Origin of the sequence: Tepidimonas sp. HKU77 (genome assembly GCF_049728535.1) — a bacterium.
Classification (GTDB): domain Bacteria; phylum Pseudomonadota; class Gammaproteobacteria; order Burkholderiales; family Burkholderiaceae_C; genus Tepidimonas.
Genome location: NZ_CP187300.1, coordinates 2,801,673 through 2,826,510, shown reverse-complemented (window position 1 = coordinate 2,826,510; position 24,838 = coordinate 2,801,673). Strand labels below are relative to the sequence as shown.

At 62.6% G+C, this 24,838-nt stretch carries 31 protein-coding genes and 4 pseudogenes; 24 read left to right on the top strand and 11 right to left on the bottom strand.

The features are described 5' to 3' along the window. Positions 1-91 precede the first annotated feature (91 nt). From phaC to phbB, 3 genes are all read left to right on the top strand, one after another. Positions 92-1,816, top strand: a complete 1,725-nt coding sequence (phaC, locus tag ACPP3B_RS13790; protein ID WP_424860200.1) for a class I poly(R)-hydroxyalkanoic acid synthase — start codon at positions 92-94, stop codon at positions 1,814-1,816. A 62-nt stretch (positions 1,817-1,878) separates the two neighbouring features. Beyond that, a complete protein-coding gene (locus tag ACPP3B_RS13785; RefSeq protein ID WP_299020621.1) occupies positions 1,879-3,057 on the top strand; it encodes an acetyl-CoA C-acetyltransferase in 1,179 nt (392 codons plus the stop codon). Positions 3,058-3,113: 56 nt separating this feature from the next. Then, positions 3,114-3,854, top strand: coding sequence for an acetoacetyl-CoA reductase (phbB, locus tag ACPP3B_RS13780; RefSeq protein WP_424859337.1), 741 nt, complete (start codon positions 3,114-3,116; stop codon positions 3,852-3,854). Positions 3,855-4,219: 365 nt separating this feature from the next. Here phbB and ACPP3B_RS13775 read toward each other — a convergent pair whose 3' ends face one another. Continuing rightward, positions 4,220-4,477: a DUF1640 domain-containing protein gene (locus ACPP3B_RS13775; RefSeq protein WP_299020624.1), complete on the bottom strand. Its 258-nt coding sequence runs from the start codon at positions 4,475-4,477 to the stop codon at positions 4,220-4,222. Positions 4,478-4,506: 29 nt separating this feature from the next. Between ACPP3B_RS13775 and ACPP3B_RS13770 the strand changes: the two genes are divergently transcribed. Continuing rightward, positions 4,507-4,764: a hypothetical protein gene (locus tag ACPP3B_RS13770; protein ID WP_299020626.1), complete on the top strand. Its 258-nt coding sequence runs from the start codon at positions 4,507-4,509 to the stop codon at positions 4,762-4,764. Here the strand turns inward: ACPP3B_RS13770 and ACPP3B_RS13765 are convergent. From ACPP3B_RS13765 to ACPP3B_RS13750, 4 genes are all read right to left on the bottom strand, one after another. Next, positions 4,695-5,366: a hypothetical protein gene (locus ACPP3B_RS13765; RefSeq protein ID WP_409786029.1), complete on the bottom strand. Its 672-nt coding sequence runs from the start codon at positions 5,364-5,366 to the stop codon at positions 4,695-4,697. The two genes, ACPP3B_RS13770 and ACPP3B_RS13765, sit on opposite strands and share 70 nt — an antisense overlap. A gap of 27 nt (positions 5,367-5,393) precedes the next feature. Beyond that, positions 5,394-5,654 (bottom strand): pyocin activator PrtN family protein, encoded by a 261-nt coding sequence (locus ACPP3B_RS13760; protein ID WP_299020632.1) that lies wholly within the window; start codon positions 5,652-5,654, stop codon positions 5,394-5,396. A 95-nt stretch (positions 5,655-5,749) separates the two neighbouring features. Further along, a complete protein-coding gene (locus tag ACPP3B_RS13755; protein WP_424860199.1) occupies positions 5,750-7,453 on the bottom strand; it encodes an ATP-dependent helicase in 1,704 nt (567 codons plus the stop codon). 5 nt (positions 7,454-7,458) lie between these two features. Then, positions 7,459-8,082: an AcaB family transcriptional regulator gene (locus tag ACPP3B_RS13750; RefSeq protein WP_144327684.1), complete on the bottom strand. Its 624-nt coding sequence runs from the start codon at positions 8,080-8,082 to the stop codon at positions 7,459-7,461. 1,047 nt (positions 8,083-9,129) lie between these two features. Between ACPP3B_RS13750 and ACPP3B_RS13745 the strand changes: the two genes are divergently transcribed. From ACPP3B_RS13745 to ACPP3B_RS13715, 7 genes are all read left to right on the top strand, one after another. Then, positions 9,130-9,975 carry a PD-(D/E)XK nuclease-like domain-containing protein gene (locus ACPP3B_RS13745; RefSeq protein ID WP_424859336.1) on the top strand — a complete coding sequence of 282 codons (846 nt, stop codon included), beginning with the start codon at positions 9,130-9,132 and terminating at the stop codon, positions 9,973-9,975. Position 9,976: 1 nt separating this feature from the next. Next, positions 9,977-10,411 (top strand): hypothetical protein, encoded by a 435-nt coding sequence (locus ACPP3B_RS13740; protein WP_424859335.1) that lies wholly within the window; start codon positions 9,977-9,979, stop codon positions 10,409-10,411. Then, positions 10,411-10,611 carry a hypothetical protein gene (locus ACPP3B_RS13735; RefSeq protein ID WP_424859334.1) on the top strand — a complete coding sequence of 67 codons (201 nt, stop codon included), beginning with the start codon at positions 10,411-10,413 and terminating at the stop codon, positions 10,609-10,611. Before ACPP3B_RS13740 ends, ACPP3B_RS13735 begins: the two co-directional genes overlap by 1 nt. A gap of 78 nt (positions 10,612-10,689) precedes the next feature. Then, the gene (locus ACPP3B_RS13730) at positions 10,690-11,754 is read left to right on the top strand and encodes a recombinase RecT (RefSeq protein WP_424859333.1); all 1,065 of its coding nucleotides are present in this window, start codon (positions 10,690-10,692) and stop codon (positions 11,752-11,754) included. A 271-nt stretch (positions 11,755-12,025) separates the two neighbouring features. After that, complete coding sequence (locus tag ACPP3B_RS13725; RefSeq protein ID WP_424859127.1) at positions 12,026-12,403, top strand: single-stranded DNA-binding protein; 378 nt, start codon at positions 12,026-12,028, stop codon at positions 12,401-12,403. A 15-nt stretch (positions 12,404-12,418) separates the two neighbouring features. Next, positions 12,419-12,655 (top strand): hypothetical protein, encoded by a 237-nt coding sequence (locus ACPP3B_RS13720; RefSeq protein ID WP_424859128.1) that lies wholly within the window; start codon positions 12,419-12,421, stop codon positions 12,653-12,655. Further along, positions 12,648-12,893 (top strand): hypothetical protein, encoded by a 246-nt coding sequence (locus ACPP3B_RS13715; RefSeq protein ID WP_424859332.1) that lies wholly within the window; start codon positions 12,648-12,650, stop codon positions 12,891-12,893. The genes ACPP3B_RS13720 and ACPP3B_RS13715 overlap by 8 nt, the downstream gene beginning before the upstream one ends. A 17-nt stretch (positions 12,894-12,910) precedes the next feature. Here the strand turns inward: ACPP3B_RS13715 and ACPP3B_RS13710 are convergent, their stop codons facing one another. From ACPP3B_RS13710 to ACPP3B_RS13700, 3 genes and pseudogenes are all read right to left on the bottom strand, one after another. Continuing rightward, positions 12,911-14,149, bottom strand: a complete 1,239-nt coding sequence (locus ACPP3B_RS13710; protein ID WP_132963481.1) for an IS256 family transposase — start codon at positions 14,147-14,149, stop codon at positions 12,911-12,913. A 175-nt stretch (positions 14,150-14,324) separates the two neighbouring features. Further along, positions 14,325-14,549: pseudogene (locus tag ACPP3B_RS13705) on the bottom strand (integrase core domain-containing protein); the annotation flags it as partial. A gap of 170 nt (positions 14,550-14,719) precedes the next feature. Beyond that, positions 14,720-14,827: pseudogene (locus ACPP3B_RS13700) on the bottom strand (IS5/IS1182 family transposase); the annotation flags it as partial. A gap of 109 nt (positions 14,828-14,936) precedes the next feature. Here ACPP3B_RS13700 and ACPP3B_RS13695 point away from each other — a divergent pair. Then, entirely contained in the window at positions 14,937-15,902 is a 966-nt protein-coding gene (locus ACPP3B_RS13695; RefSeq protein ID WP_424859323.1) for an IS481 family transposase, read from the top strand. Here the strand turns inward: ACPP3B_RS13695 and ACPP3B_RS13690 are convergent. Then, a pseudogene (locus tag ACPP3B_RS13690) lies at positions 15,869-16,777 on the bottom strand (IS5 family transposase); the annotation flags it as partial. The gene ACPP3B_RS13695 and the pseudogene ACPP3B_RS13690 overlap by 34 nt on opposite strands. Before the next feature lie 49 nt (positions 16,778-16,826). Next, a pseudogene (locus ACPP3B_RS13685) lies at positions 16,827-17,779 on the bottom strand (IS3 family transposase); the annotation flags it as partial. Positions 17,780-17,954: 175 nt separating this feature from the next. On the opposite strand from ACPP3B_RS13685, the gene ACPP3B_RS13680 reads away from it, so the two are divergent. From ACPP3B_RS13680 to ACPP3B_RS13665, 4 genes are all read left to right on the top strand, one after another. Next, on the top strand, positions 17,955-19,022 hold the full coding sequence (locus tag ACPP3B_RS13680) for a DUF7146 domain-containing protein (RefSeq protein ID WP_424859131.1): 1,068 nt from the start codon (positions 17,955-17,957) through the stop codon (positions 19,020-19,022). A gap of 12 nt (positions 19,023-19,034) precedes the next feature. Beyond that, positions 19,035-19,286, top strand: coding sequence for a hypothetical protein (locus ACPP3B_RS13675; protein WP_144327692.1), 252 nt, complete (start codon positions 19,035-19,037; stop codon positions 19,284-19,286). A 249-nt stretch (positions 19,287-19,535) separates the two neighbouring features. Then, positions 19,536-19,922 (top strand): hypothetical protein, encoded by a 387-nt coding sequence (locus tag ACPP3B_RS13670; RefSeq protein ID WP_424859331.1) that lies wholly within the window; start codon positions 19,536-19,538, stop codon positions 19,920-19,922. Next, positions 19,919-20,908 carry an IS5 family transposase gene (locus ACPP3B_RS13665; RefSeq protein ID WP_066708478.1) on the top strand — a complete coding sequence of 330 codons (990 nt, stop codon included), beginning with the start codon at positions 19,919-19,921 and terminating at the stop codon, positions 20,906-20,908. The genes ACPP3B_RS13670 and ACPP3B_RS13665 overlap by 4 nt, the downstream gene beginning before the upstream one ends. 169 nt (positions 20,909-21,077) lie before the next feature. On the opposite strand, the gene ACPP3B_RS13660 is transcribed toward ACPP3B_RS13665, so the two are convergent. Continuing rightward, complete coding sequence (locus ACPP3B_RS13660; protein WP_424859330.1) at positions 21,078-21,287, bottom strand: hypothetical protein; 210 nt, start codon at positions 21,285-21,287, stop codon at positions 21,078-21,080. Here ACPP3B_RS13660 and ACPP3B_RS13655 point away from each other — a divergent pair. The 8 genes from ACPP3B_RS13655 to ACPP3B_RS13620 all read left to right on the top strand — a co-directional run bounded on the left by ACPP3B_RS13655 (position 21,286) and on the right by ACPP3B_RS13620 (position 24,781). After that, the gene (locus ACPP3B_RS13655) at positions 21,286-21,468 is read left to right on the top strand and encodes a hypothetical protein (RefSeq protein ID WP_144327694.1); all 183 of its coding nucleotides are present in this window, start codon (positions 21,286-21,288) and stop codon (positions 21,466-21,468) included. The two genes, ACPP3B_RS13660 and ACPP3B_RS13655, sit on opposite strands and share 2 nt — an antisense overlap. Before the next feature lie 82 nt (positions 21,469-21,550). Then, positions 21,551-21,742 carry a hypothetical protein gene (locus ACPP3B_RS13650; RefSeq protein ID WP_144327695.1) on the top strand — a complete coding sequence of 64 codons (192 nt, stop codon included), beginning with the start codon at positions 21,551-21,553 and terminating at the stop codon, positions 21,740-21,742. Between the two features lie 395 nt (positions 21,743-22,137). Next, a complete protein-coding gene (locus tag ACPP3B_RS13645) occupies positions 22,138-22,500 on the top strand; it encodes a coiled-coil domain-containing protein (RefSeq protein ID WP_424859133.1) in 363 nt (120 codons plus the stop codon). A gap of 112 nt (positions 22,501-22,612) precedes the next feature. Continuing rightward, complete coding sequence (locus tag ACPP3B_RS13640; protein WP_424859134.1) at positions 22,613-23,467, top strand: ArdC-like ssDNA-binding domain-containing protein; 855 nt, start codon at positions 22,613-22,615, stop codon at positions 23,465-23,467. After that, positions 23,460-23,738, top strand: coding sequence for a hypothetical protein (locus ACPP3B_RS13635; protein WP_409786003.1), 279 nt, complete (start codon positions 23,460-23,462; stop codon positions 23,736-23,738). Before ACPP3B_RS13640 ends, ACPP3B_RS13635 begins: the two co-directional genes overlap by 8 nt. Beyond that, complete coding sequence (locus ACPP3B_RS13630; RefSeq protein WP_409786005.1) at positions 23,735-23,941, top strand: hypothetical protein; 207 nt, start codon at positions 23,735-23,737, stop codon at positions 23,939-23,941. The genes ACPP3B_RS13635 and ACPP3B_RS13630 overlap by 4 nt, the downstream gene beginning before the upstream one ends. After that, the gene (locus ACPP3B_RS13625; protein ID WP_409786007.1) at positions 23,938-24,129 is read left to right on the top strand and encodes a hypothetical protein; all 192 of its coding nucleotides are present in this window, start codon (positions 23,938-23,940) and stop codon (positions 24,127-24,129) included. Before ACPP3B_RS13630 ends, ACPP3B_RS13625 begins: the two co-directional genes overlap by 4 nt. Then, complete coding sequence (locus ACPP3B_RS13620) at positions 24,095-24,781, top strand: hypothetical protein (RefSeq protein WP_409786009.1); 687 nt, start codon at positions 24,095-24,097, stop codon at positions 24,779-24,781. The genes ACPP3B_RS13625 and ACPP3B_RS13620 overlap by 35 nt, the downstream gene beginning before the upstream one ends. Positions 24,782-24,838 lie beyond the last annotated feature (57 nt).

The following is a 24,838-nucleotide window of genomic DNA, read 5'->3' as shown; positions in this document are numbered from 1 at the left end:
ACAAGGAGACCGTGCGATGACAACGACGGGTCGTGACCCATTGATGTGGGGGGTATGGTTGGCGCAGGCCTGGCAGCCATGGATCCAGGCGATGCAGTCGGCCATGCCAGGGGGGGCTGCCGGGTTGGCTTCGGGTGGCGCGCCCGGGGCCGGAGCAGAGATCGGCGGCTTGTCCGCTCTCTTGCAGGGTCTGTCGGGCCAGCCGGTGGCGCTCGACCCCCAGCAGTGGACGGCGATCCAGCAGGACTACCTGCGCGAGTTGGGCGAACTCTGGCGCCAGGGCCTGCAGGTGCAGCCACCGCGCGACGACCGGCGCTTTGCCAGCGACGCCTGGGCGCGTAACCCGGTCGCGGCCCACGCGGCGGCGCTGTATCTGCTCCATGCCCGCACCCTGATGCGCATGGCCGACGCGGTGCAGGCCGATGCCAAGACGCGCGCCCGCATCCGCTTCGCCGTCCAGCAGTGGATCGACGCGAGCGCGCCGAGCAACTTCTGGGCCTTCAATGCCGAGGCGCAGCAAAAGGCCATCGAGACGCGCGGCGAGAGCATCGCCCGCGGCGTGCAGAACCTGTTGCACGACCTGCAGCAGGGTTACGTCTCGATGACCGACCACAGCGCGTTCGAGGTCGGACGCAACGTCGCTACCACCGAAGGGCAGGTGGTGTTCGAAAACGCGCTGTTTCAGCTCATCGAGTACAAGCCCCTCACGACCAAGGTGTACGAGCGGCCGTTCCTGGTGGTGCCGCCGTGCATCAACAAGTACTACATCCTCGACCTGCAGCCGGACAATTCGTTTCTGCGCTACGCGGTGGAGCAGGGGCATCGCACCTTCGTCATCAGTTGGCGCAACCCGGACGCCACGCTGGCGCAGGCCACGTGGGACGACTACATCGAAGACGCGGTGATTCGCGCCATCGACATCGTGCGCGAGATCGGCAAGGCCGAGACCATCAACGCGCTGGGCTTTTGCGTTGGCGGCACGATGCTGGGCACCGCGCTGGCGGTGCTGGCCGCACGCGGCGAGCGCAAGGTGCAAAGCGCCACGTTCCTGACGACCCTGCTTGACTTTACCGACACGGGCGTGCTCGACGTTTTCATCGACGAGGCGTTCGTGCGCTACCGCGAGCTGCAATTCGCCAACGGCGGGCTGCTGCCCGGGCGGGAACTGGCGACCACGTTCAGCTTTCTGCGGCCCAACGACTTGGTCTGGAACTACGTCGTGGGCAACTACCTCAAGGGCGAGACGCCGCCGCCGTTCGACCTGTTGTACTGGAATAGCGACAGCACCAACCTGCCGGGCAAATGGTACGCCTGGTATCTGCGTCACCTGTATCTGCAAAACGAACTCTGCCAGCCCGGCAAGCTGACCACCTGCGGCCAGCGGCTCGACCTGGGGGCGATCGACGTGCCAGCGTACGTGTACGGCTCGCGCGAGGACCACATCGTGCCCATCGGTGGGGCCTACGCGAGCACGCAGCACCTGGGTGGCCCGGTTCGTTTCGTCATGGGGGCGTCGGGGCACATCGCGGGAGTGATCAATCCCGCGTCCAAAGGCAAGCGCAGTTTCTGGACGGGGCCCGAGGGGCACTTCCCGCCCGCGGTGGACGACTGGATGGCCGCCGCCACCGAGCACAAGGGCAGCTGGTGGACCGATTGGGCGCCCTGGCTGGCGGCGCAGGCTGGTCGGCAGGTCGCGGCTCCCCGCACCTATGGCAACCGACGCTACCGGCCCATCGAGCCCGCGCCCGGGCGCTATGTCAAGGTGCGCGCCGAGGATGCGCTGGCCACGTTGGCCACCGGAGGCTCCACCGTTTGAGGCGGCGCGCGGCGGCTGCCCGCGCCGATTGGGTTTTCAACAGGTCAGAGAAGGAATCCGTCATGCAAGACATCGTCATCGTGGGTGCCGTGCGCACCGCCATCGGCAAATTTGGGGGCACCCTGGCCAAGACGCCCGCCACCGATCTGGGGGCGGTCGTCATCCGTGCCCTGCTGGAGCGCACCGGGGTGCCCGCGGCCCAAGTCGGTGAGGTCATCATGGGCCAGGTGCTGGCGGCGGGTTGCGGGCAGAACCCGGCCCGCCAGGCTGCCATGAAGGCCGGCGTGCCAAAGGAAACACCGGCGCTGACCATCAACGCTGTCTGCGGCTCGGGGCTGAAAGCGGTCATGCTGGCTGCGCAGGCGGTGGCCTGGGGCGATAGCGACATCGTCATCGCGGGGGGGCAGGAGAACATGTCGCTTGCACCGCACGTGCTGATGGGCAGCCGCGAGGGCCAACGCATGGGCGACTGGAAGATGATCGACTCCATGATCGTCGATGGCTTGTGGGACGTCTACAACCAGTACCACATGGGCATCACCGCCGAAAACGTCGCCCGCGCGCACGGCATCACGCGCGAGATGCAGGACGCGCTCGCGCTGGCCAGCCAGCAAAAAGCCGCTGCGGCGCAGGATGCGGGCAAGTTCAAGGACGAGATCGTCCCGGTCAGCATCCCGCAGCGCAAGGGTGATCCGGTGCTGTTCGACACCGACGAATACATCAACCGCAAGACCAGTGCCGAGGCGCTGGCCAGCCTCAAGCCCGCCTTCGACAAAACGGGTAGCGTGACGGCCGGCAACGCCAGTGGCATCAACGATGGGGCTGCGGCCGTCATGGTCATGAGCGCGCGCAAGGCGGCCGAGCTTGGCCTGCCACCGCTGGCGCGCATCGCCAGCTTCGGCACCAGCGGGCTCGATCCCGCCACCATGGGTATGGGGCCGGTGCCGGCGTCGCAAAAGGCGCTGGCGCGCGCCGGTTGGTCGGTAGCCGACGTCGATCTGTTCGAGCTCAACGAGGCATTCGCCGCCCAGGCCTGCGCGGTCAACCTGGGGCTGGGTGTCGATCCGGCCAAGGTGAACGTCAACGGCGGCGCGATCGCCTTGGGGCACCCCATCGGCGCATCGGGTTGCCGCATCCTGGTCACGCTGTTGCATGAGATGCAGCGCCGCAACGCCCGCAAGGGGCTGGCCGCCTTGTGCATCGGCGGCGGCATGGGGGTCTCCCTCTGTGTCGAGCGCTGAGGCGTATCCGTCGCCCCGTTTTTTCATCACACACCCATCACTCAGAGGAGCACACCATGAGCCAACCACGCGTCGCTTACGTCACCGGTGGCATGGGCGGTATCGGCACCGCCATCTGCCAGGCCCTGTACAAGGCCGGCTTCAAGGTCATCGCCGGCTGCGGCCCCACGCGCGACTATCAAAAATGGCTGGACGAACAAAAGGCGTTGGGCTACACCTTCTATGCCAGCGTCGGCAACGTCGCCGATTGGGACTCGACGGTGCAGGCGTTCACCAAAGCCAAGGCGGAGCACGGGCCCATCGACGTGCTGGTCAACAATGCCGGCATCACCCGTGACCGGCTGTTCCTCAAGATGACCAAGGAAGACTGGGACGCGGTCATCAACACCAACCTGACGTCGATGTTCAACGTCACCAAACAGGTGGTGCCCGACATGATCGAGCGGGGGTGGGGCCGCATCATCCAGATCTCCTCCGTCAACGGCGAAAAAGGCCAGGCGGGCCAGACCAACTACTCGGCGGCCAAGGCGGGGATGCACGGCTTCACGATGGCGCTGGCGCAGGAACTGGCCTCCAAGGGCGTGACGGTCAACACCGTCAGCCCCGGCTACATCGCCACCGACATGGTCAAGGCGATTCGCCCCGACGTGCTGGAGAAAATCGTCGCGCAGATCCCGGTCAAGCGCTTGGGTGAGCCGCGCGAGATCGCTTCCATCGTCGCGTGGTTGGCCAGCGACGACGCCGGCTTTGCGACCGGGGCCGACTTCTCGATCAACGGCGGCCTGCACATGGGTTGACGCCCTCGTGGGGTAGCGGCGGGGCGATCGGAGATAATCCGCGCCCCATGAGCGACTTCTTGCCGACCCATCCGCGCTCCCCCTGGCGCCTGTCGGTGGCGCCGATGATGGATGGGACAAACAAAAAACGAGCGCGCCTATGAGAAGCCCGAGGTCCGGCGGTATCGCGTAGCACTTTTGTAGCACTGGGGAGACTGCCGGGGAGGGCAGCGTCAGGTCAATGGTGACGTGGCCCGCCCGGGTCATCGCGCCCCCACTTTGGGCACGCGCACGTGCGGCTCCCACCTTTGGATGGGCTTGGCTTCGCCAAGGTTGGCGACGCCTGTGGAGAGGATTTTGACGTCGTTGCTATCCGCCGCCGTGACTCACAGCAGCTTGGCAAGCGCCGCCACCACGCCCACGGCCACCACCATCATGCTGCCGAGTTTGATGATGAGGCGCTGCTCCATGAGCTGCATGTCTTTGCGTAGGTCGGCGATGTCGGCCTTGGTGGCGAGGTTTTCCAGATTCGCCTCCAGCGCCTCGGCCAATGCTTCGGCCTGCTCTTCGGCCAAGCGCGGGTCCATCCCCGCCTCTTTGAGGCGGCGGGCGAACTTGAGCGTGTCGAAGGTCAGCGCGGTCATGGTCACAGTGTAGCACCGAGATACACCATATGCCACACAACGCCACGCTGCTCTACCCCTACCAGCGGCGCTATTTGGCCGATGGCGGCCGCTTCGAGACGGGCATGTGGAGCCGCCAGACAGTCAAGACCCTCACGACCACGCCGGAGGTGGTGCTGGATGTGCCCTTCGCCACCGACGAGCTGACGCACATGGTGCGCATCGGCAAGAACGGCAACTACATCCGCGCCGGGCGCCACCCTAGCACTTTCGCCCCGATGCTAACGGGCAAAAATTTCCAGTCCTGAAAGGGAAGGGTGTGGATTCGGTAGCTGTGGGATCCGTCGTGCTCGGTGCGGCGCCCCACGACCTCGATCCATTGGCCAGGACTCGGGTGCTGCTCGTCCGTGATCCAGTCGGGCGATAGCGAAAACTCCCGTCCTGGACGGGTCTCTACGCCATCAAGGGCCAACTGGACTCGATGCAGGCACAGCAGCATCGTATCGATGCACCGCCAAGCCTTGTCGGCTTGCTCGGCTTGTTCGGGCGTCATGCCCTCGACGATAGCGCCTTTGGTGGAGAGTGCCTCGCGGTAAGCGTCGATGAGTTGCTGAACGCTAATCCGCTGCTCTTGGAGCATTTTTCGCACATCAAGCCCAAGGCTTGATGCCAGGGCAAGCGACGACTCCAACGAAAACTCACGCGGACGCGGCAGCGGCTGCAAATAGCCGCAGTCGATGCACTCCAGTCCGCGCTCGGTGGCAATCAGCACGCCTTTGTCGCGCCCCTCACCCCCGTGCGGCGACTCGCTGCGGTACGGGCAGGTGTAGGGGTGGAACCAATCGAAGCACACCGGCGAGTGCAGGTGTAGCTGCTGCTCGTTGATGGTTTGGATATCGGGCATGTTCATGGATTGCGATCATAATCCATGGCTTGCCTAGAACGTTAATTGCTGCAACTCCTTTTTGGCTGCTTCACGGCGGGCGTCCAGATAATCCGCCAAGTCTTGCAGATGTATTCCTTTGGCGGACTTTTGGCTCCCTTCCATGCGAACCAACGGGAGTCGTATTTCGCCAGAGGCACATTTGCGGATGAACTTTTCTGGCGTCAGGTGCTGGAAGTAATCTCGACAGACGACCTCTACGGGTATGACGGCTTGTGCGTCATACTGCGCCATGAGTAGCATCAAGGTTTTCAAGTCCAGACCTCCGATACCTTGCTTCTTCAACCACAAGAGAATAGCGCAAAAGTTCAAGTATTTGTTGCGCAAAATGAGTACATTCCTGCACTGTTTCAGCACAAACCCGATTCATCCAGAAAGCGAGAAGGTGGGCCTTCCTCAGCCGCGCTGCTGATCACCAACCGGTTCTTCGCCCGAGTCATGCCAACATACATCAAGCGGCGCTCGTCTTCCTCGCCGGAGTCGGCATGCGGTAGATTGCCGTCTTCGCATCCCATGATCCACACGCTGTCGAACTCCAGACCCTTGGATGCGTGCAGGGTCATGATGTGCACATGCGGTGCCCGCCTGCCAGCGGGGCTGGATCGCGTCACGAATGCCAATCGCTGTGCCAGCGAACCGCTCAACTTGATGAGTGCACCTTCGAGCTTGCGAAGCAGGGATGCTTGCGGGGGCGTGCAGTACTCCGCCAGAAATGCGGCGACGCCATGCACCACCAGCGACGCTCGATCTTTGCTCGATTGCTCGCGCCATGCGATCATGCCCATGCGCAGGCCCATCAAGAGCTTGCGGGTGGCATCATCGCTGGCGTGTTCCACGGCAGCATGGAGGCGGGCCACACAGCCACCACGCGAGCGTCGGGAGTGGTCATTGATCCATCCGGCCTGCACACCACAAAACGACAGCGCGTTGGCAATGCCCGTCCAGGAATCATCGAGCACGGATCGCAGCAGCCCACACAGCACGCTGCCGATGGAGTGCTCCCACACGCTCTTACCCCCGGAGCGGGCGAACTCGACGCGAGCGCCCGACAGGCCGACCTCGACCGCATCGAGAATATTGTTCGTTCTGGCGAGAACCGCCCACTGGGTGCCTCGCGGACTCTGGCGGATGGCGTCCACCACCATATCGACCTCGCTCCAGCGGTCGGGGCAACGAATCACCCGAATCTCGCCGTTGTCTTGCCGGTGCGCGATGATTTTCTTGGCTGCCCGATGTTGGTTGTGGGCAATCAGCCGCGCCGCATGGTCCAGGATGTTGGCTGCGCAGCGGTAGTTGATCGGAAGCGTGGTTTCGGTTGCCGACAGCGCCGTCGTGACCCTTTGCAAGCCCGAGTAGCCCAAGGCTTGGCGAAAGGCATACAGGCTTTGGTCATCGTCGCCCACGAGAGTGACTTCGGTGCCAGCGCGGCCATGAAGCAACACCCACTCCATCTGCACCTCATCCATATCCTGGGCTTCATCGACCAGCATCCAGCGCACAGGCAGCGGAGGCAGTTGCCCGCTGGCGATGCGCTGCACGCACGCCAGCAGCAGGTCGGCAAAATCCATGGCGCCTTCGGACGCCAGCAGGTCTTGGTAGGCACGAAACACCGCCTCCTGGGTGGCGTTGGCAAACGGTGCTGGGTACAGGCGGGCCTTCGCGGCGTCGATGGCGCGCACCAGGTCATCGAACGGCTCTTCGCTGCCGTGCTGTTGCCAGCAGCGACGCAGCAGGCTCACGCGCTCCCCTTCAGCGAGCAAGCGCGGGGGCTGGCCCCCTGAAGCGCGTCTCAGGTGCGCCAAGGCCAAAGAGTGAAAGGTGCCCACGGCCAACCGCTTGGCGTGGGCTTCTCCGCACGAGGCGAGGATACGCGAGCGCAGTTCCTGGGCGGCGTCTCGCGTGAACGTCACGGCACAAAGACGGCCCATGTCATGGCTGGCAAGCAACCGTGACGCCCGCTCGGACAGCACCCTCGTCTTGCCCGATCCGGGGCAGGCGAGCACGGTGCAATGACCGCTTGCCTCGACGGCTCGTGCTTGATACGGGTTGAGCACTGACACTACGCGGCAGCTTGTTCGGGATCGACGGCCTTGATCTCGCTGGCCGCCCCTTCTGCAACCTGAACATCGCCCGCTGCATCCTTCTTGCGCGCGGCGATCATGGCTCGGTTGGCGATGCTGCGCACCGAGCCAGCCAGACGGAGCAGGCGGCGCTTCCACTCGTAAATGCTGGCCGAATAGGTGCTGTCTGGGATCACGCCCGACAGCCACAGCGCATCGAGCTTGGAGACCAGTGCATCGAACTCGCGCACGATGCCGACATAGCGCACGGCGCGAGGGGAAGTGATCTTGGCCTCAATGTCCTTTGGATTCGAGTATTCGATACCAGCGAACTCGATACCGTTATTCTCGGCGACTTTTTCCAGGCGGGCGATCTCTGCGCGAATATCCTCGAACGCCTTATTCATCCGCTCGTCGATGATGCCCTCGACTTCGCGCGCTTGCTCTTCGGTGCCGACGATGCGCAGCACGACCGACAGAGAAAAGATTGCATTCGCGCATGTCTCGAATCCACGCTCGAACACTTGCTGTGCGTGGAAGGACTGAAGACGAACTTTCTGGATGAAATACGGGAGACTTTTGCGGTTGTCGGGGGTGTTTCGAGGTGGTTCCTGGGCTGCCATGCCGTGCTCCTTCGCTGATCTTGGCGACAATATCGTACCCAGAGCAGGGCCTTGTGGCTAGTTCCGAAACGCGACCAAAAATGTCACGATTAGAGACTTGACACCGCTGAGCGCCGGTGTAGCATGATCACATCGTTTCGTTGTGCCTAGTGCCGCGAGCGTGTCCTAGCTGGGGACCCTAAACAATCAGCATCAAAGACACGCCGACCGCACCATGCGTGGCGGCGAGTAGAGAAAAGAGAGGGGCGCATCTCGCCCGACCCTGATCCACGGGGCATTGTGGTGAAGGCTTGGGCGCTGGTGTAAGACCTCGCCTTGTCTGAACGGGCAAGGCTTGAGGCAGCGCGCCTCGTGAACCTGCGTCAAAGGAATACCAGGACGAGACGACGGCCCCGGAAGGGCGTCGTCTCCCGCCCCGCGTCTTGCGGGCCGGTTTCTCAACCCTGCGGGGGCCGTCACGCTCCCGCAAGGGGCCGTGGTGCCTCCGCGTTTTTTTTGGAGGCCATCATGGCACTCGTCATCGTAGCGTGCTGCATCACCGGTTGGGTTCTCTCGCGCCCGATTGTTCGGGCGCTGGGAGTCTAAGCAGCAAAAAGAGCGTCTGCGGGGCAATCCCGCAGGCCACAGACCCTTGCAGATGGGGTTTGCGGCCTGCGGGGTTGTCCGGGCGCGCGGAAAGCCTGGCGGCCTTGCGGGTCAGTCCATCTACCCAGCAAGGAAAAGCCATGACACTTGTGATCCTTTCGATGTGTGTTGTCTCAGGAATCGTCATCAGCCGACCGCTGGTGCGGGCGCTGGGACTGCGCTGATTGAGTCGGGCACCCCGTATCAGATACGGGGCTTCCCAGGGCATGCTGGAACAAGCATGCCGTGGAAAGCTAGCTTTGTTGCTCCTGGGTAACCATGGGCCACATGGCGGTAGCTGGCCGCGCCGAAAGGCAAAACAGTAATCAGGCGCTGAACCGGTCACCCGGTCCAGCATTCATCAACCCCATGCCGGGCACTTCCCCCGGTATGGGGGAGGTGCCTCCGGCGAAAGGAGGCACCATGAAAATCGGAAGCGTCGGTCTGCTGTCTATGCCGGCAGACCGGTATCATGCTCACCCAGCCGTGGGACACTCTGGGCTGGTGCGCATCATGCGCAGCCCGGCTCATTTCCGGGAGTTCGTCACGAACTCACCTGAGCCGACACCGGCCATGCTCTTTGGGACGGCGGTACACGCCGCTATCTTGGAGCCGGACAGCTTCGCGCGCGACTACGTGGTTGCGCCGAAGTTTGACCGGCGAACCAAGGAGGGCAAAGCGGCAGCCGAAGCCTGGGAGGCGGAAAACGCGGGTAAGACCGCACTGACCGCTGAGCAGATGGAGGCCGTCAACAAGATGGTTGCCAACGTGAGAAATCACGCTGGGGCGGCCAATCTACTCGGCTGTGGTCTCGCGGAGATGTCTGGTTTCTGGGTTGACCAAGAGACCGGCATTGAATGTAAATGCCGCCCTGACTGGCTGGTGACGATGGAGGAGCGCCCAGAATGGGTGACAGCCATCATCGATGTCAAAACCTGCGTGGACGCCAGCGCGGACGGGTTCTCGCGAGCCATCGCGACCCTGGGCTACGACGTACAGGTGGCGTTCTACCAGGATGGGATCAAAGCCATCACTGGGAAAACCCTCCCGTTCTACTTCATCGCCGTCGAGAAGGACGCGCCCTACGCGGTCGCGTGCTACAAGGCGAGCGACGAGGTGATCGAGATCGGTCGGGCAAAGTACCGCGCAGCGCTTCAGCTTCTGAAGTGGTGTCGGGACAACGACCGGTGGCCGGGCTACCAGCCGAACGGTGAGATCGAGACGATCACCCTGCCGCGCTGGGCCGCCAACTTCGAACTGGGGGAGTGACATGATCTACACCAAGTTCATGTTCGCGCCTGGAGTCGAGTGGCCGGACGGGGAGTTTTCGCCGAAGGCCTCTTCGGGGGAAGCAGACGAAGCTGTTGAGCGTGAAGGCGAAGGAACAACGGCCTTTGCGCTGATGGGCTTTGACCTGGATGCAGATCGCTGGGAAGTGCTATCTGTCGCGTACAGCAGGCACGGACTGGTGAGGCGAACGTGCATGATGTTCGGCCTCGATCTCGAATGGAGAGGCGACGCTCCGCTTGAGTTCGACCGCGGGCAGGGGATCAAGATCACCAGATACACCACTCATTCTGGTGACACCGTAATCGCCTTTTCCGGCCTTATGGCCGGAATGGTTGCGGCGCGCTCGGCAGATGAGATGCTGCGGGCGGAAATCCTTGCTGCGCGCTTGGGGGTCACCATCAAGGAGGAATCCTGATGGTGAAGTTCGAGCGCAACGGGCAGGAAAACGGAAAGACTGCGTATCTCGTGAAACGCGGGCTTGCCGGCATCTGGATCACCGTCTCGACAATCGTGTTCGATGGCGAAGATTGGGTGGTCCACAACAAATCAGGCCGGATCGATCGTTTCGCCACGTTGCGCGAGGCGAAAGACGAGGCCGTCAAGTCGGCCTACTAAGGCCATAACCATCGGCGGGAACGCCATGCTCCCGCCGGGGGTATGGTGCGACCGCCTTTTTTATGAAAGGAAAGCACCATGGCTTTGCAAGCACTGAAAAACATCAACCGCCAGGCACCCGTCGAAGCGGCCAAAGACTTCCCAGTCATGCTGGAGAAGTTCAAGGGGGAGATTGCTAGGGCCCTGCCCAAGCACATCAACCCCGACCGGATGGCGCGCATTGCGCTGACCGCGTTCCGCATGACGCCAGCGCTGGCGAAGTGTGACCCGCGTAGCGTGTTTGCTGCTGTCATTCAGTCCAGCCAGCTCGGGCTAGAGGTTGGCCTGATGGGCGAAGCCCATCTGGTTCCCTTTGGAGACCAGTGCCAACTCATCCCCGGCTACACCGGGTTGATGAAGCTGGCGCGGCAAAGCGGCCTCGTGCAGGACATCTACGCGCACGAGGTGCGCGTAAACGACAAGTTCACGCTCAAGCTCGGGCTGGAGCGTGGCCTTGAGCACGAGCCGCTCACCGGGCCTGGCGGCTTCCCTGCATCTGACGAGGAGCGCGGTGATGTCGTCGGCTTCTATGCCGTCGCCGTCTTCAAGGATGGTTCTCGTACCTTCGTGGCGATGAGCCGCAAGGAGGTCGAGCGCATCCGCGACAACTCGCGGGGCTATCAGGCCGCCAAGCGGTTCAAGAAGGAGTCGGTGTGGGACAGCGACTTCGTGGCGATGGGCTTGAAAACCGCCATTCGGCGGTTGTGCAAGTTCCTCCCCAAGTCTCCCGAGCTGGCAACGGCCCTCGCGCTCGATGCGGTGTCCGAGCAAGGCAAGGCGCAAAACCTGAATCTGAACGATGTCATCGACGGCACCTACGCCCCGGTGGTCATCGATGAGGAAACGGGTGAGGTGCTCGAAGAGAGTGCCAAGCCAACGCCTGTCGCTGCTGAAGCGAAGAAGGACGCGCCTGCGGCGCAAGCTGCGGCGCCGACCGCCAACGGCAAGCTCACCGCCGCCATCAAAGCGATGGAGGGCGCCAAGACGATTGAAGCCTTGGATGAGGTGTACATCCGGGCCGAAGTCGAACTGGAGGGGGCTGATCTGGAGGCGCTGATGCGCGAATATCGTCGCATCAAGGCCAACATCGACAGCCTCATCTAATCCATTCCCCTCGCGCCGAAAGGTGCGGGGGATTTTCAAAGCGGCGCGGCGCGTTGCTCTGAAAATCCTCTGCGCTCCGTAATGGACGCGGGATGAAGGTAGCTGGCCTTCTCAAACAAACAGCATCGAAGAGGCAGTCGGGCAACCGGCTGTCTATTGCAAGTCGGCCTGGGGCGTTTTACGTTTCAGGTCAATCCCAACCCGGCGGGGAACGCCATGCTCCCCGCCTGGGGGCATGGTGCGACCGCCTTTTCTTCAAAAGGAGTCTGTCATGTTGAACAAGGTCCAACTCATCGGCTACCTGGGCGCGAATCCTGAAACCCGGTACACGCCGGAAGGGGAGGCGATTGCCCGTGTCCGTATCGCAACCTCCGAGACATGGAAAAAGAACGGCGAAAAGCACGAGAAAACCGAATGGCACAACCTTGTGTTTTTCGGCAAGCTCGGAGAAATCGCCGACAATTACCTGAAAAAGGGTTCCCTTATCTATGTCGAGGGCCGTCTTCACACGCGCTCTTGGGACAAGGATGGGGAAACCCGCTACACCACCGAGATCGTCGTCGAGAGCATGAAAATGCTCCCCGGCGGTCACGGCAAAGCGGACGATGCGCCTGCTCAACAGGCCGGCGTCGAGGAAGGCCCGTTCTGATGGAGGGTGGCGAAGATGATCATCAACGTCACTCTACCAGCGTGCTGGGCTTCGGCCCTGATCGATGGAGATTGGTCAGGGTTGGAGTTCTACGACCAGGATGAGGCGCTACGCGCCAAGGCGTGGCAACTCGAATCGGGTCTCCATGTACTCTCGTGCAGCGAACAAGCGTTCATGGCGCGGTTCGAGGGCGTCTTGACGGAGTGCCTGGAGTACCAGTGCGCTCCGGCAAAGGAGGTGTGTCATGTCTGACTACACGCCGCCCTCGCCGACCCAGTTCAACGCTGCCCTAGAGCGTATCGAGCGTGGTCTGGCCACGGTAGAAGATGCGGACCTCATCCGGCGCTATGTCGCCGAGATGGAGGAAGTCATCAACTACTACGCCAGTTGCCTCGCGGATGCGAGGGAACTGCTGAGACTGGAGCGCGCATCAAGCGACCGTTACCAGCGGGGGGGATGTCCTGTTTTTTGTGTGTGGGGCGGTTTCTGAATCTGTCCTCGTGTCGTTCAGCGTGGTGCGAGGGTGAAGCGGTCGCCGTATAGTATCGCGAACTGGTTCATCGCCGATTTCCACTCCTTGCTCGCCCGCTTCCAGTCCGCGGTGATGTTGCGCAAGGCCAGCCAGATCAGCTTGGTGGCCGCCTCGTCGCTTGGGAAGTGCCCGCGGCTCTTGATGATCTTGCGTAACCGCGAATGCACGCTCTCGATGGCGTTGGTGGTGTAGATGATCCGCCGCACTTCGGGCGGGAACGCGAAGAACGGGATCACCCGGCTCCACGCCCGCCGCCAGGCCGCGACCACGGTCGGGAAGCGCTGGCCCCACGGCCCTGCCTCGAACGCGTCCAGCGCGCGCTCGGCGGCCTCCGCGCTCGGTGCGGTGTAGATCGGCTTGATCGCCGCGGCCAGCGCCTTACGGTCCTTCCAGCTCGCATAGTCGAGGCTGTTGCGGATCAGGTGCACGATGCAGGTCTGCAGGGTCGTGGCCGGAAACACCGCCTCCAGTGCCTCCGGCAGGCCCTTCAGGCCGTCGGCCACGCCGATCAGCAGGTCCGTGACCCCGCGGGTCTTGAGATCGTTGAACACCTTCATCCAGAACTTCGCGCCTTCGGTGTTCTCGATCCAAAGCCCCAGAATGTCGCGGGTCCCGTCCGGCAGCACGCCCAAGGCCAGATACACCGCCTTGTTGCGCACCACGCCGTCCTCGCGGATCTTCACCCGCAGGGCATCGAAGAACACCACCGGGTACATCGGCTCCAGCGGCCGGGCCTGCCAGGCCCCCACCTCGGCCATCACCGCGTCGGTGACGGCGCTGATGAACTCCGCTGACACCTCGATGGCGTACATCTCGGCCAGATGGCCCTGAATCTCGCGCACCGACATGCCGCGGGCATACATCGAGATGATCCGGTCGTCAAAGCCGGCAAACCGGCGCTCATGCTTCGGGATCAGCTGCGGTTCGAAGCTGCCGGCCCGGTCGCGGGGCACCTCGATCCGCAGCGGCCCGCCGTCGGTCAGCACGGTCTTGCCGCTGCGGCCGTTGCGATGGTTCCCGCAGCCGCCCTCGGGGCTGGCCAAGTGCACGCCCAGCTCAGCCCCCAAGGCGCGCTCGATCACGGCCTTCTTCAGCTTCTGGAACACGGCCTCGACGCCGGCGGCGTCCATCGGTCCGGGGATCAGCTTCTCAAGCAGCTCGTCGGGAAGAATGGCGTCCGGCTTCGCGGCGGGGGTGGTCTTCTTGCGTGGCATGGGGGCTCCTGGAAGTCGTCATGGTAGGCCCCTCACACAAAAATCCTGACACCCTCCCAGCGGGCGCTGAATGAGGCGCTCAACTCGGGGTCGGGGGCCTATATCCCATGACCCACCAACCCCAGCCGGGGAGTCTGACCTTGCCCGCGAGTTCCGGATCCCATAGCTGAGACCGTTACGCAGCCTGCCTTTTCTGGGCGGCAAGCCAAGCCCGTTCGAATTGCATCGGACTGACATAGCCCAACGACGAATGAAGCCGCCGGTGGTTGTAGAACGTCAGCCAGTCGACGATCTCGTCCATGGCGTCGCGCCGGGTCTTGAAGCGTTTGCCGTGCAGCCTGCCCACCTTGAGCGAGCCCCACAGGCTTTCCGTGGGCGCATTGTCCCAGCAGTTCCCCTTGGGAACCTCTGCACTACCCCGCCCACTCGTTCGTGGCGACGAGTTCAGGGTCAATATCGTTTCGTAGGATGGGATCGAAACAGATGCTGAACGGTTCTTGGGCTCCAGCAAGCCCCTTCGTGGGCCCTCTGCAGCCTCATCCGGCCCCAGTGAGCCCACTGCGGGCGCACTTATCCCGTCGCAGCCAGCAAGGCTTTGCGCGCCAGCCACAGATTGACCAGCGCAAACAGGACGTTGAGCTGCGCGCCGTTCTTGGCCAAGCCTCGATAGGGCGTCTTGCGGTAGCTGTAGGGTTCCGGACGATTGCATAGATCCTTCGCGTCGTGCACTCTTCGTTAGTCGCGCAGTGATGCGAGAGCTGATCGACAACCTCCGGAGCGCTCAACCATGATTATTCGCCTACACAAAAACGCCACCACAACCCCCGCCACCCGCGCCTACATCCAGTCCTCGTCCTTGTCGGTTGCGGCCTTGGCAGCCGAGTTGGGCGTATCCGAAGACACCATCCGCCGCTGGAAGCGTCGGGACTTTGTGGAAGATCGCCCGCATACCGCGCATCGTTTGCAGACGACGCTCACCCCGGCGCAGGAGCTTTTGGTGGTGGAGCTGCGCAAGACCCTCCAGCTACCCCTTGACGATCTGCTGGTGGTCACACGGGAGTTCATCAACCCCCGGGCCTCACGTTCTGGGCTGTATCGTCTGCTCAAGCGCCATGGCCTATCCCAACTGCCCAGTGAAGCCAAGGATGCGCCTGCTTCCAAGCCATTCAAGACCTACATGCCGGGCTACCTGCACATCGACGTCAAGTACCTGCCGCAGATGCCCGACGAACATCAGAGGCGTTATCTCTTCGTCGCCATTGACCGCGCCACCCGTTGGGTCTTCATCCAGATTAAGCCAAACAAGACCGCAGCCGCGGCCAGAAGCTTCCTGAAGGCCTTGCACAAGACCTGCCCGGTCAGAATCACGCACATCCTCACCGACAACGGCAAGGAGTTCACGGATCGCCTCTTCGCCTCAGGCGCGCGCGCACCGTCCGGGAAGCACGAGTTCGATCAGCTCTGCCAGGCCCTTGGCATCGAGCATCGCCTCACCAAGCCCAGACACCCTCAGACCAATGGCATGGTCGAACGCTTCAACGGCCGTATTGCCGAGGTCCTTGCCACCCATCACTTCAACAGCGCCGAGGACCTCGAGACTACCTTGACCCGTTATGTTTGGCTGTACAACCATCATTTACCCCAGAAGGCAATCGGACACATAACACCTCTGGAGGCCTTGAAAAAGTGGTACGCTCAACGCCCCGATCTTTTCATCTTCAAACCACGTAATCGTCCGGGACCTGACAGGTAGCCAAACTGGCATTTGAGTACCCGAAACGGATGCTCACCCTTGGCACGAATGCGCGCCTTGGTGCGTTCCAAGGCATCCATCACCTGGCCAAGAAAAGTGCGCTTGTCCAATGCCCGGCGCTTGCCCGGCCGCATGGCCACGTGCCAAGCGACTTGCTTGCCCTGGTTTTCCGCTCGCTTGTCCACTCCCTGATAGCCCGCATCGGCAAAGACGTCGGTCTCTTGCCCGTGCAAGAGCCGATGCGCCTGCGTCACATCCGAGACGTTGGCAGCGGTGGCCACCACCGTGTGTACCAGCCCTGTCTCGGCGTCGACCCCAACGTGCGCTTTCATGCCGAAGTACCACTGGTTGCCCTTCTTCGTCTGGTGCATCTCAGGGTCGCGCTCACGGCGGGCGTTCTTGGTCGAGCTGGGAGCAGCAATGAGCGTGGCATCCACGATGGTGCCGCTCTTGAGCATGAGGCCACGCTCGGTCAGGATGCGATTGACCGTCTCGAGGATACGCTGGCTCAGGCCGTGTTGCTCCAGCAGGTGGCGAAAGCGCAGGATGGTGCTCTCATCCGGCACGACATCCACCCCCAGGTCCAGACCAACAAAGCTCGCCAGCAGCGGCGTGTCGTACAAGGCTTCCTCCACCGCCGGGTCCGACAGACCAAACCACTGCTGCAAAAAATGAATCCTCAGCAGCTTCTCTACCGCAAAGGGTGGCCGCCCACCCTTGGGACCCGCCTTCGGCGCATACGGCTCGATGAGTGCGACCAACTCTGCCCACGGCACCACACGGTCCATCTGCTCCAAAAACGCACGCTTGCGGGTGCGCTTGGCGCGCAGCTCAAAGCCCGTATACATCGGCGCCTCCAGACTCATCTGCTTCATGTCGCTATTGTCCCATCCCGGCAGTCTGGCAGGAAGGTTTTGCAGACCTTCCCTTGCGACTCATCGAGCTGCGCATGCCGTAGCCGGTCAGCGCCTTCTGGAAGTCGGCACTGCAGTATTGGCTGCCGCGATCGCTGTGGCATATCAGTCCCGGCGGCGGATGGCGGCGGAACCAGGCCATGTGCAACGCGTCAATCACCAGCTCGCGCCGCATGTGCGGCTGCATCGACCAGCCCACGACCTGGCGGCTGAACAGGTCGATGATCACCGCCAGGTACAGCCAGCCCTCGTCGGTGGCCACATACGTGATGTCGCTCGTCCACACGGCGTTCGGCGTGGCCGGCTTGAACTGCCGATCCACAAGGTTCGGCGCCACCGGCAGCTTGTGGTTGCTGTCGGTCGTAGCCTTGAACTTGCGCTTGCCTCGGGCGCGGATGCCGTGCAGGCTCATGAGCTTGCGAACGCGCTCCTTACCCACCCGAATGCCGCGTGCCAGCAGTTCCTTCCAGATCCGCGGCCAGCCGTACTCGCCACGCGTTTCGGCATGGATCGCTCGGATATGAACCAGCAGAGCATCGTTGCTGATCCCACGTCGTGGTCGTGCCTGGCGCACACGGTGGTCGTGGTACCCACTGGGGCTCACCCCCAGAACTGCGCACGCCACCGACACGGGCCAGCGCTTGCGGTTACGCTCGATCCAGGCGTACTTCACCCCCGCTCCTTCGCGAAGTACGCCGTCGCTTTTCCCAGGATGTCGCGCTCCATCTTGACCCGCGCCAGCTCCGCGCGCAGCCTGGCGATCTCCATCTGCTCTGGGCTCACCGGCTTGCTTCCAGCCCCCGCCAGACGACCGTCTCGGTCCGCACGGATCCAGTTGTGCAGCGTCTGTTGCGCAATGCCCAGGATCTTCGCCGTCGCCGCCATGCTCTGGCCAGCCTTGACCAGCCTGACCGCTTCCAGCTTGAACTCCAGCGTGTAGCGCGCTCTCGTTGCCTTCGTCACTTCCGTTCTCCTTGCCTGTATTCAACCACTCAGCAAGGGATCCGGTTTCCAGGGGCAAGGTCAGTCCTCTCCGGCTGGGGAGGCTCTTCGGCTGGTTTTATTCAACCCTGCTGCGGGGCATCCAAGAGTGCCCTGCGGGGTGCTCCTGGATGTCTCGCAACAGAAAGGAGCAACCATGAAAGCCGAAGAGACCAAAGCAATGGCGCGTGGGCAGTGGGGGGGCATCCTTGCCACCCTCGCGCCGCAACTGCAACCCGCCCTGGAGCGCAAGGGCCGTCACGTCCCATGCCCTGTGCATGGGGGAAGGGACGGCTTCCGCGTATTCAAGGACGTTGATGAGACTGGGGGAGCAGTCTGCAACACCTGTGGGGTGTTTGCGGACGGGTTCGCCACGCTGATGTGGGCGAATGGTTGGGATTTCTCGACTGCCCTCAAAGCGGTCGCCGAGTGCCTCGATGGCCGAGCGCAACGTGTGCCCCCTCGACCGTCCGTGGTTCAGCGGCCAGAGAGCGATGACGAGCGGTTGCGCCAAGCGCTCAACCGGGTGTGGAGCGAGTCGGTACCGCTGTCCAATCGAAGCGCGGAACCGGCCCGTCTGTATCTGGCACGGCGCGGAATCTCCGTCCCGCCGCCCGAGGTTCTCCGGTTCCATCCATCGCTGGCGTACCACGACGGCGACAAGGTGGTCGGGACATTTCCTGCCATCATCGCAATGGTGTCCGGCGCTCAAGGGAATCCGGTGACGATTCACCGGACATACCTGACCACGGACGGCAAGAAGGCGCCCGTCGAGTCGCCAAAGAAGCTGATGAGCTACCCGAAAAACAGGAAGCTCGTCGGCGGAGCGATCCGGCTGGTTGATCCGGGTCCTGTGCTCGCCGTCGCCGAAGGGCTGGAAACGGCCCTGGCGGTGATGGAAGGAACGGGGCTTCCGGTATGGTGTGCGGTCAACGCATACCTGCTGGAGCACTTCGAAGCGCCACCAGAGGTGCGCCGTGTCATTGTCTTTGCGGACAAAGATCGGCCAACCGCCCAACACCCCGGAGGCCACGGACAAGAAGCCGCCAGGCGGCTTGTCCAGCGCCTGTGGGCCAACGGCATCAAAGCATCGGCCATCGTTCCAGCGGGGGAGATTCCGTCGGGCCAGAAATCCCTGGACTGGCTCGACATCCTCAACCGCGACGGGGCGCAGGCCTTTCCAAGCCTGCAATCCATCGATGCGCGGGTGCGCAAGGCGGCGTAAGGAGGCGGAGCCATGTACGGTGCCGTCAACTTTCGTTGCATCAACACCGAACCCGGCGCGGGCACGGCATTCGCGCCACCTGCGGGATTCGAGGGCGATGCCCAAGCGTATGCGCGGTACATGCGCGAGCGCTGGAAGTCCGACCCCGGTGTCCGGCAGCACGTGGCCGTGGCTGGCCGCAGGCTGGTCAGGGGCGACGAAGTGGTTTTCGTGGGGCGCTACGCTGATGAGGCAAGGCGCATCGCGAAGGCCGCTTGGTGCTAAACTTCAAAGCAGGCCCGCCGCCAAAGGCGGGTCTTTTCAGAGCGCGTTCTGAGTCGAGCGCGCTGCGAAAAGACGGTTTTTCTGCTGTCGGTTATGCCGATGGTGAAAAAGTCCTAGCTGGGGACTCTAAACAATCAGCATCAAAGCGCTGCTTGGGCAACTGAGTAGCATCATCAACCGCCCCTGCGGGATGCCTTCGTCCCGCAAGGGGTGAAGCGTCTCCAGGGGTTTTTCACTTCTGGAGACATCATGACTCAAACTCTCATCCTTCTCGCTGCCGTCAGCGGTTCTGTTCTTTATCTCGTCGACAAAATTGCTGCGCTCATCAAGCGCGGCAAGGAGACGAAGGAAAAACGGAGCGAACAGCAGTTGACAGAAGTCCTTCGCCTGAAGGACGCAAAAATCGAGGAACTCCAAGCCCGAATAAGGTTTCTGGAGTCTTCCTTGAGAGACGTGCGCCGTCAACGCGCCGAGCAAATCGCCAGCAGTGCCCGCCCCGCGCGGCCTGCCGATCCGGTTGCTCGGGAGGCCGAGGACAAGGCCGAAGAGGCTATGGCCCAGGCAAGAAACCTGGCCTTAGGGAAGGTCTGCAAAACCTTCCTGCCAGACTGCCGGGATGGGACAATAGCGACATGAAGCAGATGAGTCTGGAGGCGCCGATGTATACGGGCTTTGAGCTGCGCGCCAAGCGCACCCGCAAGCGTGCGTTTTTGGAGCAGATGGACCGTGTGGTGCCGTGGGCAGAGTTGGTCGCACTCATCGAGCCGTATGCGCCGAAGGCGGGTCCCAAGGGTGGGCGGCCACCCTTTGCGGTAGAGAAGCTGCTGAGGATTCATTTTTTGCAGCAGTGGTTTGGTCTGTCGGACCCGGCGGTGGAGGAAGCCTTGTACGACACGCCGCTGCTGGCGAGCTTTGTTGGTCTGGACCTGGGGGTGGATGTCGTGCCGGATGAGAGCACCATCCTGCGCTTTCGCCACCTGCTGGAGCAACACGGCCTGAGCCAGCGTATCCTCGAGACGGTCAATCGCATCCTGACCGAGCGTGGCCTCATGCTCAAGAGCGGCACCATCGTGGATGCCACGCTCATTGCTGCTCCCAGCTCGACCAAGAACGCCCGCCGTGAGCGCGACCCTGAGATGCACCAGACGAAGAAGGGCAACCAGTGGTACTTCGGCATGAAAGCGCACGTTGGGGTCGACGCCGAGACAGGGCTGGTACACACGGTGGTGGCCACCGCTGCCAACGTCTCGGATGTGACGCAGGCGCATCGGCTCTTGCACGGGCAAGAGACCGACGTCTTTGCCGATGCGGGCTATCAGGGAGTGGACAAGCGAGCGGAAAACCAGGGCAAGCAAGTCGCTTGGCACGTGGCCATGCGGCCGGGCAAGCGCCGGGCATTGGACAAGCGCACTTTTCTTGGCCAGGTGATGGATGCCTTGGAACGCACCAAGGCGCGCATTCGTGCCAAGGGTGAGCATCCGTTTCGGGTACTCAAATGCCAGTTTGGCTACCGCAAGACGCCCTATCGAGGCTTGGCCAAGAACGGCGCGCAGCTCAACGTCCTGTTTGCGCTGGTCAATCTGTGGCTGGCGCGCAAAGCCTTGCTGGCTGCGACGGGATAAGTGCGCCCGCAGTGGGCTCACTGGGGCCGGATGAGGCTGCAGAGGGCCCACGAAGGGGCTTGCTGGAGCCCAAGAACCGTTCAGCATCTGTTTCGATCCCATCCTACGAAACGATATTGACCCTGAACTCGTCGCCACGAACGAGTGGGCGGGGTAGTGCAGAGGTTCCTTAGCGGCCATCGATGCGTCGGGGCGCGAGAAATCGCGCCTCATCGCTCAAGCCCGCAAGCTCGCTGAGCGGGCCAATGAGTATCGCCGCGTTGCGCGCGGCGAACTGCCAACACCCGATCAAGTCCAGGCGCAAGCTCAGGGCTCGATTGGGAAACAAGGCAGCGCTGGGGCTGCGCAGTTCGAGGTTCTTGGCGGGGAGTAACGTCATGCGCTACTACGTCGCTGAGTTCAAGGACGGCAAGCCGATCTGCGTCATCTCCGGTCTCGGAAAAAACCGGGGCCGGTGGGACGCCGACCACTCCAGGTCTGCTGCATACCGTCACGCGCGCATCCTGCGTCAGGAAAACCCCGGCAGGGTGTTCCGCGTGATTTCCATGAGCGTGAAATAGACGCTTTCATCAACCCGGCTGGGGGCGACCTTCACCCCCGGTCGGGGGTGGACGTGCCCAGCTTCTTCTTTAGGAGACAGCAATGGGCATTCTTTTCGATATGGCCGCCTTTTACCGGTGGCTGGAAGAGGCTTCTGAACGCGAGCTATTGGCCCGACGGGATGAGGCGCTCAACATGGAAAACCGCATCAGCGATGTCGATCTCAAGAGTGATTTGCGTCGCTTGGTGCGGATGATCGAGGAAGAGTTGGTGGCTCGGAAGTTTCGAGTCTGAAGCTCTTACGCCGCCCTTTTGCCAAGATGTCGGAAGCATTGCCGCTTCCACTGAAAACGGCAAGCAGGGCGGCGGCCTCGTAGTTTGTCTTGGCCTTGTGCTTGACTCTCGCCAACGCAAGGTCAAAGGCTTCCGCTCGCGACAGTTCGAAAAGCTCGCAGAGCCGATCAAACTCGTCGTGATCGAAGGCCCACGGCTGGTTGAACAGGAGTCGCTTCTTGCGCTCCAGTTCGACCTTGCCGCCCTGGATGACCGTGAAAGCGCGTCTGTGTGGTCTGACCATGCGGCCAGTCTAGCACGGTTGCTCATGACAACCCATGCGGGGGGCGATCCCACGTCCCCGCAGGGGTGTGGGCGCCTTCCGTATCCAACGAAGGAGTCCTACAATGACGGGTATGTTCGCCTTTGACACCCTGGCCTTCGCCAAAAAGCTGCGTGGTGCCGGTTACACCGACGCGCAGGCTGAAGCGCTGGCTGAGGCACAGGTCGAGGTGTTCCAGCGCATGCTGGAATCCACGCTCGCCACCAAGGACGACATCAACGAGGTCAGAGCCGAGATCAACGAGGTCAGAGCCGAGATCAAGGGCCTCAAGACCGAGATCGGTCAGGTCAAGACCCAGCTTCAAAGCGAGATCGGTCAGGTCAAGACCCAGCTTCATGGCGAGATTGCTCAAGCAGTCAAGGACATGAAGATTTGGTTCGGCAGCATGCTGGTAGTGGCCGTCACGGCCATCGCCACGTTGACCAAGGTCCTGTGACCTGAAGCACGAGCGCTGCCAAGGCGTCTCGCACATTTTCAACCCCGAGTCGGGACACACTGTTGGTCCCGACGGGGGCCATGGTGTGTCCCATTTTTCTTTGGAGACCACCATGGAAAAGACCAACAACCGCCCCGACTGGGGCAAACTGTTCCAGGCCGCCCTGCACGAGCCCGGTCGCTTGGGTTCGCACTACCGTCTGTTTCATCGCTACAGCCTGGGCAACCAGCTCCTGGCGGTGGAGCAGATGGTTGATCGCGGTATCCCTGTCGGCCCCATCGCCAGCTTCAACGGCTGGAGAAAGGCCGGGCGCGTTGTCCGCAAGGGCGAGCGCGCCATCGCGCTGTGGATGCCCATCGTCAAGAAGGAGGTTGTCCACGGGGACGACGGAACGGAGAAAGAAAGCGTGCGCCAGTTCTTCATCATGAAGAACAACTGGTTCGCGCTGTCTCAGACCGATCCGTTGCCGGACGCTGAAAACGCCTGCGCCGACGCGCCAGACGCCCCCCAGTGGGACAAGGCGCAAGCGCTGGCGAAGCTGGGCATCAAGGAGGTAGCTTTCGCGCACCCCGACGGTAACTGCCAGGGATTCGCCCGCCCGCATCTTTCCGAGGTGGCAATCAACCCGCTGGCCGCGCTGCCGTGGAAGACGCTTTTCCACGAGATAGCGCATTGCTTGCTGCACGGCAAGGAGGCGGAAGCCGAGTTCGTGGATAGCGGTTACATCGACCGCTCCATCCAAGAAGCCGAGGCCGAAGCTGTTGCCATGCTGTGCTGCGCCACGCTGGAGTTGCCCGGTATCGAAGAAAGCCGAGGCTACATCCAGCACTGGTTGATCGGCGCAGACCGTGAAACCTTCCTCAAGAAGTCGGCAAGTCGGGTGTTCTCGGCGGCGGACAAGATTCTCAAGGCCGGAAGCGCAAAAGCCAACGAAGCCTCGCAAGAGGGGGAGGTGGGCCATGCGTGAACAGTGGCTGATCGAGGATCGCGTTCCTGGAGCGCACATCGGCTACCGGGCCATCGTGGACGCGGAGGGGTACACCATCTGTGAGCCATCCCCGATGGGTGAGGCCAACGCCCGCCTGATCGCGGCGGCCCCGGACCTTTTGGAGGCCCTCGAACGTCTGCTGGTCGAAGTGGAGGCGATCTATGACCGCCAAATCTACGACCGAGACGGAAAGATTGCTGCTGCCATGCAAATGGCGAAGGCGGCGATCAAGAAAGGGGGTGCGGCATGAGCACGCGCCAATCGCTGTACCCCATGCGGGATGCCGACGACCGGCTGATCGCGGCGGCGCCTGCACTACTGGAGAGCCTTCGGGAGCTTCTGGAGTGCATGGACGACGAGGTTCCGGTGTTCGTACTGGAAAACCCCAAAGTCGATGCGTGCCTGGAACGGGCGCGCTCGGCGATCAACAAGGCAACTGGAGGTGAGTCATGAAGCGCAAACTCGATTTCCATCTCGTGGAGAGCGACGGGCTGCTTCTGATTCAGCCCAAGCCTTGGGTCGGGGAGCAGTCCCGTGGGGCATCGGTGTTGACTGGCGTCTTGCGGCTGCTGCTGCGGGTGCGCGACATGATGGTGAGGGGTTGCCATGAACGCTCCGCCGATCATTCGGCTGCCCGCTGAGCAGTGGGGGAGACTGTCTGAGGTCAACTCCTGCCAACTGGCCGCCGAGCACCGGGGCAAGCCCCCGGTGCCGGTGCGGGTGGCGGAGTATCGTGGCTGTCTCTACACAGTGTTTTCTGTGTTGTGGGGCAGCTACGGGGCCGATCCGGAACCCCGCGTAGATGCGTGGCGTCTGCTGCCGCTGCCTTTGTACGAAGGCAAAACGACGACCGCGTACCACGATGAGGAAGCGATCCGCGAAGGTCGTCGCCAACGCGGAGACCACACCGGCCTCATCGTGTCGGTCGGCGGCAAGCCGATGGTGTGCGCGCAGCGGGTGTGGTTCTACGTGGACCCGCCCACCACGCGCCCCATGACGCTGGCCGAGGCCGAGGACTACGACGCCCAAAGCCGTTCATCTGGCTGGCGGTCGTTGTGGTTTCGCGGCAAACAACCAGAGTGGTACTCGTTGCGCGGCCATCCCGTGGCCGTGTACCGGGGCCACGTAACGCTAGGCACGGACCACGCGGTGTTGTTGTGGAAAAAAGCAGACGGAGACGTCCGCGAGCTATCCATCCATCGCAGCGTGGCCCTGGAGCCTGTGAGTCGGCTGCCGGAGCGCCAGGCGTGCGCGGGGAATCCCGTGCTCGCTGGGCAACTGGCGCTGTTTTGAGACGCCCGTACACGCGGGCGAACCATCCCCACGGGGGCATCACTTGCCCCTGTGGGG